The sequence below is a fragment of the Phaeobacter porticola genome (assembly GCF_001888185.1).
Lineage (GTDB): Bacteria > Pseudomonadota > Alphaproteobacteria > Rhodobacterales > Rhodobacteraceae > Phaeobacter > Phaeobacter porticola.
In genome coordinates, this window is record NZ_CP016364.1 from 360,432 (window position 1) to 373,580 (window position 13,149).

A 13,149-nucleotide genomic window follows, 5' to 3' on the forward strand; every position below is an offset into this window, starting at 1 on the left:
GTCTGGTGGCTCAGGATGGATGCGGCCATCGGTCAGCCCACCGTCAATGGGTTCAGCATTTGCGATAAGTGGGGGTAACTTCGCATTTTCGTTCGGCCCCGCTTTACCAAGTCCTGAGGGGGCAGTATCACGAATGCATGACCGACCTGGTAGATGATCAAGACATTCCCGATTCCCCCGAAACCGGAGAAGTGCTGGAACCGCTGCGCCGCGCGATTGGCGAGCGTTACCTGACATATGCGCTCAGCACCATTATGCACCGGGCTTTGCCTGATGCGCGTGATGGCCTGAAACCGGTGCATCGCCGCATTCTCTACGCCATGAGCCGCCTGCGACTCACCTCCACCGGTGGCTTTCTGAAATCGGCCAAGATTTCAGGTGATACCATGGGGGATTTTCACCCGCATGGTGACGCGGCGATTTACGACGCGATGGCGCGGCTCGCCCAGGAATTCAACGTCCGCTATCCCCTGGTCGATGGTCAGGGCAACTTTGGCAACATTGATGGCGATAACCCGGCTGCCTCGCGCTACACCGAAGCACGGATGACCTTTGTCGCCGAGGCGATGTTGGATGGGCTGGCTGAGAATGCCGTCGATTTCCGCGATAACTACGACGGGCGTCTGACGGAACCTGCGGTCCTGCCGGCCACTTTCCCGAATATCCTTGCCAATGGTGCAGCCGGTATCGCTGTGGGTATGGCGACCAATATTCCGCCGCATAATATCAGCGAGCTGATCGACGCCTGCCTGCATCTGATCAAGACACCAGATGCGCGTGACGATACGTTGTTGAATTATGTGCCAGGACCGGATTTCCCCACTGGCGGCGTGATTGTCGAACCGCGCGAGAGTATCGCCAAGGCCTACACCACGGGCCGCGGCTCATTTCGTCTGCGCTGTACCCATGAGATCGAGGATCTTGGGCGAGGTCAGTGGCAGATCGTTGTAACCGAAATCCCCTATCAGGTGCAGAAATCCAAACTGATCGAGAAGATCGCTGAGCTGATCCAGACCAAAAAAATCCCGATCCTTGCCGATGTTCGCGATGAATCGGCCGAGGATATCCGCATCATTCTGGAGCCGAAGTCCAAGAACGTGGATCCCGAAGTGCTAATGAACATGATGTTCCGCAATTCGGATCTGGAAATTCGCTTTAGCCTTAACATGAATGTGCTGATCGACGGCGTCACACCCAAGGTTTGTTCGATGAAAGAGGTGCTGCGCGCCTTTCTCGACCACCGTCGCGACGTCCTGCAGCGCCGCTCTCAGCACCGGATGGATAAGATCGATCACCGGCTTGAGGTGCTGGAAGGCTTCATCATTGCCTTCCTCAACCTGGACCGGGTGATCGACATCATTCGCTATGATGATGATCCCAAGGCTGCGCTGATGCGCGAGGACTGGGATCAGGATCATCCCCGTGCCTTGACGGAGGTGGATTATGTCACGCCTGCTGCTGGCGCGGGAGAGTTGAGCGAAGTGCAGGCCGAGGCCATACTCAACATGCGTTTGCGCAGTTTGCGCCGCTTGGAAGAGATTGAATTGGTCCGCGAACGCGATGCCTTGCGCGACGAACGTGCCGGATTGGTCGAATTACTGGCCTCGCAGGACCAGCAATGGACCCGGATCGCGGAACAGTTGAAAGACACCAAGAAACAATTTGGCAAAGACTACGAGGGAGGCGCCCGTCGCACCCGCTTTGCCGAGGCCGGCGAAGTCGAAGAAGTGCCGTTGGAGGCGATGATCGACCGCGAGCCGATCACTGTCGTATGTTCCCAGATGGGGTGGATTCGGGCGATGACGGGCCATATCGACCTGGGGCGCGAATTGAAGTTCAAGGATGGCGATGGTCCGCGCTTCATCTTTCATGCCGAAACCACAGACCGGCTGCTGGTCTTTGCCTCCAATGGTCGCTTCTACACCCTCTCGGCTGCCAATCTGCCGGGTGGGCGTGGCATGGGGGAACCGCTTCGACTGATCGTTGATTTGCCCAATGAGGTCGAAATCGTCGACATCCTGATCCATAACCCAGAGGGGCGTCTGCTCGTGGCCTCCTCGGCGGGCAATGGGTTTATTTGCGCCGAGAAGGAGATCGTGGCCCAGACGCGCAGCGGTAAGCAGGTGTTGAACGTCAAAAACGATGACCGCGCCAAGATTTGCATCCCGGTGACGGGTGACCACGTTGCGGTGGTGTCTGAGAATGGCAAATTCCTTGTCTTCGCAGTTGAGGAAATGCCGGAACTGACCCGAGGCAAGGGCGTACGCCTGCAGAAATATAATATGGCGCGTGGCAAACAGGGGTCGCTCGAACTGGATGGCGGTCTCAGCGATGTTACCACCTTTAATTGGGACGATGGCCTGAGCTGGGAAATGGGCGGCGGCAAGACCCGCCATGAAACCGATCTGGCGCAGTGGCTGGGCAAGCGTGCCGGCATCGGCAAACGTCCGCCCTATGGCTTTCCGCGTGACTACAAGTTCCAATAGGGCGCTTCTGGGTGCCTCAAACCTGTGACCTCAACGCCACCCGCGGGGTCCGGTCGGCCAATATGGCTTTACCGGTTCCATATGGGGCGGCTATCTGGGGCACATGTTCATCAAAATGAGATTGCTATGATCCGGATCTTCGCTCTCCTGGCCGCTATGGTCTCCGTTGCTGCCTGCACCGCAGCGGCCCCAGACGAACCACTGGAAGATCTAGGCGCCTTTAAACTGGGGCATAATATCGTCATCGCCTCCAAGGTGCAGATGGTGCCAGGTTCACGTGAAGTGTCCAAGGACGAATGGGTCGATATCCTTACCAATGAGGTTGGAGCGCGGTTCAGCCAGTACGATGGCGACAAGCTCTATCACTTTGGAATCAGCGTCGAAGGCTATTTTGTCGCGCCCGGTGGCGTGCCGCTGGTGCTCAGCCCAAAATCGGTTCTGGCTATCAATGTAACCGTCTGGGATGACGCCGCAGGCACCAAGCTGAACGAGAAGGTCAAGAAATTTACAGTGTTTGAGACCACCACTGCCGATAGTTTCCTGGTGGGGTCTGGTCACGCGCGTACCCGCGAGGAGCAGATGCGCGGTCTGGCCCGCAATGCGGTCGGTCAGATCGAAGACTGGCTGGTTGCACAGCGGAAGGAAAGCGACTGGTTCGCACCGGAGCCTGGCAGCGCTGCTGCCATTGCCGCGGCCAAAGCGTCTGAGGCGGGAGCCATTTCCGAAAAGGCGGTCACCGAGGTGGAGGCAAAACCCGCCAGCTAGCCATTTTAGGGCCGTCGATGCACGGCCTTGGGCTGGGCCGTCAGGCGGGTCGATTTACGCACATATTCTATGCGCCATTGGGCGCCGCCGAAGCCAATCCACAACGACGTGACATGTTGCCGCCAATTGGCAGGCAATCGTCTCTGGACGTACAGGAACGGGTTGATTTTCGTCAGCAAACCAAATAAGCCGCGCGCGCAGAGGAAATTCGGGTCGCGTTTCGACCCCCAATTCAAAAGGGCGCCTACAGAATGGCTAAGGAAAAGTTTGAACGTACAAAACCGCACGTCAACATCGGCACCATCGGCCACGTTGACCACGGCAAGACCACGCTGACCGCAGCGATCACCAAATATTTTGGTGACTTCAAAGCCTACGACCAGATCGACGGCGCACCCGAAGAAAAAGCCCGCGGCATCACCATTTCGACCGCGCACGTCGAGTATGAGACCGAAGGCCGTCACTACGCCCACGTCGACTGCCCCGGCCACGCTGACTATGTGAAGAACATGATCACCGGTGCGGCGCAGATGGACGGCGCGATCCTGGTTGTGAACGCAGCTGACGGCCCGATGCCGCAGACCCGCGAGCACATCCTGCTGGGCCGCCAGGTTGGCATCCCGCACATGGTTGTCTTCATGAACAAGGTTGACCAGGTCGACGACGAAGAGCTCCTGGAGCTGGTCGAAATGGAAATCCGCGAGCTGCTGTCGTCTTACGACTACCCCGGCGACGATATCCCGATCATCGCAGGCTCGGCTCTGGCCGCTATGGAAGGCAACAAGCCTGAAATCGGCGAAGAGAAGATCAAAGAGCTGATGGCAGCTGTTGATGAGTACATCCCGACCCCTGCACGTGCGGTTGACCAGCCGTTCCTGATGCCGGTTGAAGATGTGTTCTCGATCTCTGGCCGTGGTACGGTTGTTACGGGGCGTGTTGAGCGTGGCGTGATCAACGTTGGCGATTCGATCGAAATCGTTGGTATCCGCGACACCAAGACCACCACCTGCACCGGTGTTGAAATGTTCCGCAAGCTGCTGGACCGTGGTGAAGCCGGCGACAACATTGGCGCCCTGCTGCGCGGTATCGACCGTGACGGTGTTGAGCGTGGCCAGGTTCTGTGTGCCCCCAAGTCGGTGAACCCGCACACCAAGTTCGAAGCCGAGGCTTATATCCTGACCAAGGAAGAAGGCGGCCGTCACACGCCGTTCTTTGCGAACTACCGTCCGCAGTTCTACTTCCGGACCACCGACGTGACCGGCACCGTGACCCTTCCCGAGGGGACCGAGATGGTTATGCCCGGCGACAACCTGAAGTTCGACGTTGAACTGATCGCGCCGATCGCAATGGAAAACGGCCTGCGTTTCGCCATCCGCGAAGGCGGCCGCACCGTCGGCGCCGGCGTCGTGTCGAAAATCACTGAGTAATTTTGGAAACCGTGGCGGCAGGCGGTTTTCCGCAGGAAAATCGCCGAGAATCCACTCGGTTCTGATTACAGAAAGGGCCTCCCTCGGGAGGCCCTTTTCTTTTGCAGCAGCGCCTGAACAGGGCAGGGACCGGCCAGGCGCCGGAGGCCGTCTTGCAAAAGCTCTGGCGAAGATTGTGGGACCGCAGGCGCGTCCGCTCCGGGTGCGATGCAACCGCGCCCGCCCGTTTGCCGGAGGTACTCCTTAGGCCAGAACACTTTTGTCTTTTGGGAAACCGTGTCCTGGGACCCAAGGTCGATTCCCGTCTCTGCCTGGATCTCGCTGCAGTGCAGAAAAGGGACGGATGTAAGTAAGCATGCTATGGCACGCAGAAGTTGGATGCGGAAAAATGCATTTTTGACTGAGCGGCCCCACTTGAGTGGTCCAATTTGAAAGTTAGTGCATGGTTGGCCTCTGGTCCATCGGGATGACGGCCTCGGGCGCAGGTGGGCGGTAGCCCAGGGCACTGTGTGGTCGCTTGGTGTTGTAGTGCCTTCTCCAGCCTTCGATGATGATTTGAGCCTCTCGCAGGGAATAGAAAACGTCCCCGTTCAGCAGTTCGTCGCGCATGCGCCCGTTGAAGCTCTCGCAAAATCCGTTCTCCCAAGGCGATCCTGGCTCGATATACGCGGTCTTTGCTCCCACAGCTTTGATCCAGTCTCTGACGGCCTCGGCGATAAATTCTGGGCCGTTGTCCGAGCGAATGTAAACAGGCACGCCACGCAGGATAAACAGGTCGGTCAGCGCATCGATGACCTCTGTAGAGTTTAGTTTCCGCTTCACCCGGATCGCCAGACACTCCCGACTGTGTTCGTCCAGAATGTTCAATGTCCTGAAAGCCCTGCCATCATCGGTTCGGTGATGTACGAAGTCGTACGACCAGACATGATTACGATACTCGGGACGCAGCCGGACACATGATCCGTCGTTCAGCCACAGTCGCCCTTTCTTCGGTTGTTTCATAGGCACTTAGAGCCCCTCACGTCGCCACAGGCGTTCGACACGTTTGTCATTCACTTGCCAGCCTGCATCTCTCAGCAGGGCAGCAACCCGTCGATAGCCATATCGGCCGTACTGGCGGGTCAGCTCGATCATGTTCGCGACCAAGCGCTCCTCGTCAGCACGTCCCTGCGGCACTCGCCGCTGTGTGGATCGATGTTGGCCCAAAACACGACAAACGCGACGCTCCGTAACGCCGATCTGCCGGATCACATCTATGCGGGGCATGCCTTGCCCCATCAGAACTTCAACCTGCCGTAACTTCACGACAATCTCTTCAGGCTTGGGTCTCTTCGTCGCCATCTATGGTCCTCCGTTTCCTAATCATAGGGGCGGACCACTTCTTTGGGGGAGGCCCAACCAGGGTTTTACACCCTGAGGCTGAGCGCAATCCGGTGCCGTTTGAACAGACTGGAAAGCAGATCAACAATCAGTGCGACCCTCGGGGCGCGCAGAGATGAGGGGTCGTCTCCAATTGGATGATCAATCCGCCACCGGAAACTGCATCTGAATACGCCTGATCAGCCTGCCTGCGTCTTCGGACTCTTACCATCGCGCCCGGCCGCCGCATCTGCCGTATCAGTAATCTCATCCAACGAGGCTTCCAGGCTCAGCCGCAGCGTCTCAACCTGCTCATCATTTGGCTTTTTCGGCACCTCATCCGTCCACTCCTGACAGAGCAGCACGCCGCGCGAAAACGGCAAGGGCAGCATCTGCTGGTCCCAAGTCGGCAATTTGATCACCTTCCGCTCTGCAAAGGCGACAGTGAACACCCGGCAGCCGGTCATCCGGGCCCAGGTGATCGGCACGCCAGAGGACGTCCGGGCCGGGCCTCTTGGGCCATCGGCGGCAATACCGATCGAGCACCCTTCCTTGGTGCGGCGCAGCACTTCGCGGGATAGGGCGACGTGGCGCTTGTGGCTCGACATCGGGATGGTCTCAAATCCTAGGCGGACCAGAATCTGTCCGGCCAACCGCCCGGCGCGCGCGGCGGAGGTCAGGGCGCAGATGCGACCCAGCGAAGTGTCGAAGAGATAGGGGGCCATGATCAGCCGCTGGTGCCAGAGCACGAAGATCACGGGTTCCCCTGAGGCGACGCAGGCATCCATCTCCTCAAATCCGCGACGCTCCCAGCGTGAGGTTCGATAGGCGAATCGCACATAGCCGGCTAAAATCGCCTCAATGGCACGGTTCACACGAGGGCTATCTGCAATTTTTCTACGTAGGCTCACGGTTCGGCCCTTTCAACGTGGTGGCACTGCCCCGTCATACTTAAGCCTAGGGTAGGGGGCCAGCCATGGCGCAGCGTCGGATGCTAAACCGCGCCGAAATTGGCATCAATTCGTTTATTTCCCTCTTGCCAGCGGCGCATCCCTGGCTTAGGAACTGCCGCACCGTAGGGGTATAGCTCAGTTGGTAGAGCGACGGTCTCCAAAACCGTAGGTCTCGGGTTCGAACCCTGATGCCCCTGCCATTCTCCAAGTTCCATAATGATACTTACAATGGATCCAGGGTTTGTCCGTGACTGATGGAACCTAAAAATCCCCACTGCCACAGGGCAGAAGGGATGTTTTTTTGGTGGTTGCAGAGGGGGTCAGGCGGCGTGAACTGGAGCGCTGGTCGGCGCGGCAACGGCAAGCCTTTCACCGGCAGAGAGCAGCAGGCCGTCCTCTGTTGGTACATCCACATGTTGGGGCATCAATCCCTTACAGTGGCGATCAAACACCAGATCAAAGCCACGTTCCAAATCGCGGATATATCTAGCGGTGTCGAACAACGGTGCCTTGGCCTGCATCATTCGCAGCTTGGCGCGCAATGCCATCAACTGATCGCGATCACGCGTTAACTCCAGCGCGTGGGCCTCGTACTCTTGCACCGTTGTGGCCAGCAACTCTTTCAGCCCTGCGGCAGTCAGCAGGCTGGCGCTGGTGCGGGCTGCGAATTGACGGCCTGCAACCGACAGGACTGGTAGCCCTGCACAAAGCGCGTCGCGTGCTGCAGGACCTGCGTTCATCGTCATCGTGTCGAGGAACAGATCCGCAACCATGCAACGGGCCATGCGCTCTTCGCCCGTAGCTGCCGTCGCAAAGACAATGCGGTCGGCGGAGACTTTGCGATCTTCTGCAGCCAGACAGAGAGCAGCCTGGGCTTGTTCGGGGTAGTCAGGCAACCATAGAACGCTACCCTCGGTCTTGGCCAGAAGGCGCATCCAGATGTCGAATTCCTTCGGCGTGACAGCGTGGCTCGCAGCAAAGCTGCAAAAGACAAAGGCGTCATCTGGTAGGCCGCAATCGTGGCGGCTGAACTGATGACCCGAAAGATCTTGGAAGCCGGTACCGCTTTGATAGCTGTGTGGCATGCGAATCAGGTGTTCTTCGTAGTAGCGTTCGCTGCCAGGGGGGCAGGTCACCGTATCGCCAAGCATATAGTCATAGGCTGGGGTCCCCATGGTGCCGGGGAACCCTGGCATCGCAATCTGCACAGGCGCGATGCGGGCAGAGAACACAGTCGTATCGGCCTCTAGGCCAAAACTGGTGAGATCTACGGCGATGTCCAGCTCGTCCGCGACTGCTTGCGTCTTGATCGTGGTGGCAGAGAGGCCACGAATGTTGCGATGATGCACGTGACCCACATCGGCACGCGGAGTGCTGGCCGAATAGACATAGACTGCAAATCTGTTCTGATCGTGTCGCATTAGCAGGCTATCGAGCAGTCGCAACGCATCCAGATCTTGAGATGCGCTAATGAAATACCCTATCTTCAGCCGCCGGGGGCGCGTTTGCGCGGGTGGCTTCTGCGGGCTTGTTTCAGACTGAAGACCTGCGTTTGCGTGGGCCTGCATACGGATCCGCATCAGATCGGGGTTATCCTCCAACCCAAGCAGCGCCTGTGGTGCGCAGGCGGATCCTCGAAGACCGAGATGGCGACGATGGTCGCCGTATTCGTCCAGCCAGCGCCAGTCACACAGTTCGGCCATCATCCGCAACTTCAATGCGCGAGCGCGGTCATCAGCGGGGCGCGCGAGCAGGATCTGATCTAAATGGCGGATCGCCTCTGTCTGATTGCCGTCCTGACCGGTCAGCTGTGCTAGATTATAACGGGCCTCTAGGAAACCCGGTGCAAACCGCGCTGCCTGACCGTAAAGATCACGCGCAATGCCTATATTACCAAGATGACGCTGGATATTGGCGCGGTTGTAGAGCAACTGCGCATTGTCGGGTGCCTGGTCAATGGCGGTGGCAAAACACTGGTCTGCTTCAATGATACGGTCCAGATCCAGCAGCGTGTTGCCAAGGTTGTTCAGCGCAGGCAAGCATGCCGGATCGAGCGACAGCGCCTTTTTGTATAGGGCAATCGCATCCTCTGGCCGGTTTTGGCGGCGGTAGACATCGCCCATCGCTGCAAAGGTGGTAGAGGAGGCGGGGTTCAGTTCGCAGGCCTTGTTGAGACAGGTTGCCGCTTCGTCCAGGGCGGTTTGCGCCAGCTGGCAGCGGCCCAAGAGCTCCCATAGGAAAGCGCATTTTCGGCGGGTTTTTAGCAGTTCAGCGCAGCGGGTCGCTGCCTGCTGATATTGCCCGTGCTGAAACAACGCCGTCAGCTGCTCTTGTACTTCTGGGTCCAGATTAACACCCCCTTGCTGTGGCTGACTGCGTCCACGACCGGAAAGTCTCCCGGAAATTTGCATGGTGAGCGGTGGGGTAACCTGCGCTTCGCGCTGAGTGGCCCCCGCAATCGGGGTGGTTTGGGTCAGGTCAGTGGCCTGTTGGTCTGTATGTGCGAGGGTCATGGAATCCTATCTCATAATCGCGCTCGAAAAAAGGGTGTTTGGCCATGCGCTGCGACTACCAACACCCGATAGCTGATATTTATGACCGTCGAAAATTAAGATAGAATTGACCGCAGTGGACGGGGGCGTCGAAGTGGTATCAACCATTCGCCACCGCGTCTGCGAGATTGCAGGTGCGCACGACCGGTGCCCGCGGCGGCAGGGCTTGAAATTGCCGTAGTCTCCGGTTACATCGCAAAGTGATTGCTAGCAGAGAGAAACACGCCTCATGGCCACTATTAACCCCGTCCAGTTCATCCAGCAGGTTCGCGCCGAAGTCTCCAAGGTCGTCTGGCCGACCCGCCGTGAGGTGCTGCTGACCACCGTTATGGTGTTCGTTATGGCGGCGCTGACGGCTGTGTTTTTTGCCATCGTAGATATCCTGATCCGCTTCGGCCTTGAGGGCATCTGGGGCATGTTCGGCTGATTATCAGGACAATTGCCCTGATATCGCAACCCATTGTGTTGCGTTGTATGTTGGCTGGCAATTGACGGCTCACCTCTTGATCTTGGACTTCCAGGGCGATAGGTGAGCCTTAGCTCTGACGTAGGCGTGTGGCGATTCGTGTCGCGCGCCGCTTTTTGTTAGAGTGCAGCCAGAGGCTGTATTTTATTTTAGCAGCGGCACGACGATCTTGTCGGCCAAGAGACACAAGGACGATCAGGTTCATGGCGAAACGGTGGTATTCGGTCAGCGTTCTTTCGAACTTCGAAAAGAAAATCGCAGAGCAGATCCGCACGTCGGTCGCAGAACAGGGCCTTGAAGACGAGATCGACGAAGTTCTGGTCCCCACCGAAGAGGTGATTGAAATTAGGCGCGGCAAGAAAGTCTCGACCGAGCGTCGCTTCATGCCCGGTTACGTGCTGGTGCATATGGAAATGTCCGACCGCGGCTATCACCTGATCTCCTCTATCAATCGCGTGACTGGCTTCCTCGGCCCGCAAGGCCGCCCGATGCCGATGCGCGACGCCGAGGTGCAGGGCATCCTTGGCCGCGTCCAAGAAGGCGAAGAGGCACCGCGCACGCTGATCTCTTACGAGGTTGGGGAGCGCGTCAAAGTCAACGACGGTCCGTTCGAGGATTTCGACGGCATGGTCGAAGGTGTCGACGACGACAATCAAAAGCTCAAAGTTACCGTGTCCATCTTTGGCCGCGAAACTCCGGTGGAGCTGGACTTCACCCAGGTGACCAAGCAGGGCTGATACCAGTCACCGGGCATGCCCGGTGTGAGGCAAGGATGAGATCTGTCAAAGGCGTCTGGCAACAGGCGCCTTTTGCTTTTGTAGCAGGGCGGACTGTATATTTCCTGACTTGAGTTCTGGCCGGCCTGCCTGTAAGGACACGGTTTATTGCCAGGAATGGCGATTCCCGCGTGGGAGGCGCGCACATCGCGATGTGCAGACCAGACCACACAACATATCAGGCTCAAGGGACGCGTCCCGAGGGTGTTGGAATAGGAGAAGGCCCATGGCCAAGAAACTCGTAGGCACGATGAAGTTACAAGTGCCCGCCGGTAAAGCAAACCCGTCCCCGCCGGTTGGTCCGGCGCTGGGTCAGCGCGGCATCAACATCATGGAATTCTGCAAGGCGTTCAACGCTAAGACGGCAGACATGGAGCCCGGCGCGCCGTGCCCGACCGTGATTACCTACTACCAGGACAAGTCCTTCACCATGGACATCAAGACGCCGCCTGCGTCTTATTACCTGAAGAAGGCTGCCAAGGTGAAGTCGGGTGCGAAAACCCCTTCGCGTGAGACCGTCGGCACCGTGACCGCGGCTCAGGTGAAAGAAATCGCCGAAGCAAAAATGAAAGATCTGAACGCGAACGACATCGAAGCCGCGATGCAGATCATCCTGGGCTCTGCCCGCTCCATGGGCATCGAGGTGAAGTAAGATGGCTAAGCTCGGTAAACGTACCCGCGCTGCGCGCGAAGCTTTCGCTGGCAAGAACAACCTGTCGGTGGAAGAAGCAGTCGCTCTGATCAAAGCGAATGCAAACGCGAAATTTGACGAAACCGTCGAAATCGCCATGAATCTGGGTGTTGACACCCGTCACGCAGACCAGATGGTTCGCGGTGTTATCGGCCTGCCCAACGGCACCGGCAAAGACATGCGTGTTGCTGTTTTCGCCCGCGGCGCGAAAGCTGACGAAGCCAAGGAAGCCGGTGCAGACATCGTCGGTGCGGAAGACCTGATGGAAACCATCCAGGGCGGCACCATTGATTTCGATCGCTGCATTGCAACCCCTGACATGATGCCGATCGTTGGTCGTCTGGGTAAAGTGCTTGGTCCGCGTAACCTGATGCCAAACCCCAAGGTTGGTACTGTGACCATGGACGTCAAGGCAGCTGTTGAAGCGGCCAAGGGTGGCGAAGTTCAGTTCAAGGCTGAAAAAGGCGGCGTTGTCCACGCAGGCGTTGGCAAAGCGTCCTTCGACGAAGCCAAGCTGATTGAAAACGTTAAGGCGTTCATCTCGGCAGTGGCCAAGGCCAAGCCGGCTGGTGCCAAAGGCGCCTATATGAAGAAAATCGCTCTGTCCTCCACCATGGGTCCGGGCGTCACTGTTGACGTGGAAACCGCCGTTACCGAGTAATCTCGGTCAATGGCTGGGTTCGCCCAGCGGCGCAACCTTTTACGTCCGGGCGGATCTGTTTCATTTCTGGTTATCCGGGATCCCTTGGCGGGGGTCCCGGTTTTTGTTTTCTGGCAGGTATCCTTGGGTGTTCTCGCCTGAAATGCAGTGGCTTCAGACGTTGTCGTTTTTGCCCTTGGAAATCCCTTCAAATGGGACTAATTACGACCCCGAGATAAAGCGTGCGATTCGTCGTGCGCTTTATTTCATTTCGTCCAAGATGGTGGGTGACCTGTCGATCGGGTCTTAATTTCCCTCCTGAGACGGGAACGACCAAAGGATCGAGGGAATTCCTACCCTCGGGTGATTTTGGCTCACCCCGTTAAAACGGACTTGAACGTCGGACAGCAATGTTCGGCACATCAATGAGCCGGGATGCGCAAGTGTCCCTAAACTTGGAGAGAACTGTGGATAGAGCCCAGAAAGAGAGAGTGGTCGAGGAACTCGGCCAGATCTTCGAAAGCTCTGGCGTGGTGGTCATAGCCCACTACACCGGTCTGACAGTTGCTGAGATGCAGGATCTGCGAGCGCGCGCAAGCGACGCTGGCACCTCCGTGCGTGTTGCCAAGAACAGGCTCGCCAAAATCGCCCTCGAGGGTAAGCCGTGTGAAAACATGTCTGACCTGCTGACAGGGATGACCGTACTGACCTATTCCGAAGATCCTGTGTCCGCCGCTAAGGTGGCAGAGGATTTCGCCAAGGAGAACAAAAAGTTCGAGATCCTTGGCGGCGCAATGGGTGAGAACGCTCTGGACCGTGCCGGCGTTGAAGCCGTGTCGAAAATGCCTTCGCGCGACGAGCTTATTGCTCAGATCGCAAGCTGCATCGGCGCACCTGCTTCCAACATCGCTGGCGCAATTGGCGCACCTGCAAGCAACATCGCAAGCATTCTTTCGACCATCGAAGAGAAGGCGGAAGCTGCGTAAGCGGTTGGCACTGAATGACTGGCGTCGGGCACCTGCCTGCACGTTGGA

General features: G+C 57.8%; 10 protein-coding genes, 1 tRNA gene and 1 pseudogene. 9 read left to right on the forward strand and 3 right to left on the reverse strand.

Annotated features, from left to right (window positions below; genetic code table 11):
- Positions 1-137: 137 nt before the first annotated feature.
- From PhaeoP97_RS01750 to tuf, 3 genes are all read left to right on the forward strand, one after another.
- Positions 138-2,486, forward strand: coding sequence for a DNA topoisomerase IV subunit A (locus PhaeoP97_RS01750; RefSeq protein ID WP_072503617.1), 2,349 nt, complete (start codon positions 138-140; stop codon positions 2,484-2,486).
- Positions 2,487-2,612: 126 nt separating this feature from the next.
- Positions 2,613-3,251 carry a hypothetical protein gene (locus tag PhaeoP97_RS01755; protein ID WP_072503618.1) on the forward strand — a complete coding sequence of 213 codons (639 nt, stop codon included), beginning with the start codon at positions 2,613-2,615 and terminating at the stop codon, positions 3,249-3,251.
- Positions 3,252-3,502: 251 nt separating this feature from the next.
- Entirely contained in the window at positions 3,503-4,678 is a 1,176-nt protein-coding gene (gene tuf / locus PhaeoP97_RS01760; protein WP_072503619.1) for an elongation factor Tu, read from the forward strand.
- Positions 4,679-5,113: 435 nt separating this feature from the next.
- Here the strand turns inward: tuf and PhaeoP97_RS01765 are convergent.
- Positions 5,114-6,019 (reverse strand): annotated as a pseudogene (locus tag PhaeoP97_RS01765) (IS3 family transposase).
- A gap of 218 nt (positions 6,020-6,237) precedes the next feature.
- Complete coding sequence (locus PhaeoP97_RS01770) at positions 6,238-6,948, reverse strand: lysophospholipid acyltransferase family protein (RefSeq protein ID WP_072503620.1); 711 nt, start codon at positions 6,946-6,948, stop codon at positions 6,238-6,240.
- A gap of 166 nt (positions 6,949-7,114) precedes the next feature.
- On the opposite strand from PhaeoP97_RS01770, the gene PhaeoP97_RS01775 reads away from it, so the two are divergent.
- Positions 7,115-7,190 (forward strand) — tRNA-Trp (locus tag PhaeoP97_RS01775).
- Between the two features lie 120 nt (positions 7,191-7,310).
- On the opposite strand, the gene PhaeoP97_RS01780 is transcribed toward PhaeoP97_RS01775, so the two are convergent.
- Positions 7,311-9,503: an O-linked N-acetylglucosamine transferase, SPINDLY family protein gene (locus PhaeoP97_RS01780; RefSeq protein ID WP_083570299.1), complete on the reverse strand. Its 2,193-nt coding sequence runs from the start codon at positions 9,501-9,503 to the stop codon at positions 7,311-7,313.
- A gap of 268 nt (positions 9,504-9,771) precedes the next feature.
- Here PhaeoP97_RS01780 and secE point away from each other — a divergent pair, with 268 nt between their 5' ends.
- The 5 genes from secE to rplJ all read left to right on the forward strand — a co-directional run bounded on the left by secE (position 9,772) and on the right by rplJ (position 13,101).
- The gene (gene secE, locus PhaeoP97_RS01785; RefSeq protein WP_072503621.1) at positions 9,772-9,969 is read left to right on the forward strand and encodes a preprotein translocase subunit SecE; all 198 of its coding nucleotides are present in this window, start codon (positions 9,772-9,774) and stop codon (positions 9,967-9,969) included.
- Positions 9,970-10,211: 242 nt separating this feature from the next.
- Positions 10,212-10,745, forward strand: a complete 534-nt coding sequence (gene nusG, locus PhaeoP97_RS01790) for a transcription termination/antitermination protein NusG (protein WP_072503622.1) — start codon at positions 10,212-10,214, stop codon at positions 10,743-10,745.
- Between the two features lie 265 nt (positions 10,746-11,010).
- Positions 11,011-11,436, forward strand: a complete 426-nt coding sequence (gene rplK, locus PhaeoP97_RS01795; protein WP_072503623.1) for a 50S ribosomal protein L11 — start codon at positions 11,011-11,013, stop codon at positions 11,434-11,436.
- Between the two features lies 1 nt (position 11,437).
- Entirely contained in the window at positions 11,438-12,136 is a 699-nt protein-coding gene (gene rplA / locus PhaeoP97_RS01800; RefSeq protein WP_072503624.1) for a 50S ribosomal protein L1, read from the forward strand.
- Positions 12,137-12,582: 446 nt separating this feature from the next.
- Entirely contained in the window at positions 12,583-13,101 is a 519-nt protein-coding gene (gene rplJ, locus PhaeoP97_RS01805; RefSeq protein ID WP_072503625.1) for a 50S ribosomal protein L10, read from the forward strand.
- Positions 13,102-13,149 lie beyond the last annotated feature (48 nt).

Coding starts and splice junctions, on each gene's coding strand:
- rplK (WP_072503623.1), top strand. CDS start 11,011: ATGGCCAAGAAACTCGTAGGCACGATGAAGTTACAAGTGCCCGCCGGT.
- nusG (WP_072503622.1), top strand. CDS start 10,212: ATGGCGAAACGGTGGTATTCGGTCAGCGTTCTTTCGAACTTCGAAAAG.
- rplA (WP_072503624.1), top strand. CDS start 11,438: ATGGCTAAGCTCGGTAAACGTACCCGCGCTGCGCGCGAAGCTTTCGCT.
- tuf (WP_072503619.1), top strand. CDS start 3,503: ATGGCTAAGGAAAAGTTTGAACGTACAAAACCGCACGTCAACATCGGC.
- secE (WP_072503621.1), top strand. CDS start 9,772: ATGGCCACTATTAACCCCGTCCAGTTCATCCAGCAGGTTCGCGCCGAA.
- PhaeoP97_RS01750 (WP_072503617.1), top strand. CDS start 138: ATGACCGACCTGGTAGATGATCAAGACATTCCCGATTCCCCCGAAACC.
- PhaeoP97_RS01755 (WP_072503618.1), top strand. CDS start 2,613: ATGATCCGGATCTTCGCTCTCCTGGCCGCTATGGTCTCCGTTGCTGCC.
- PhaeoP97_RS01780 (WP_083570299.1), bottom strand. CDS start 9,503: ATGACCCTCGCACATACAGACCAACAGGCCACTGACCTGACCCAAACC.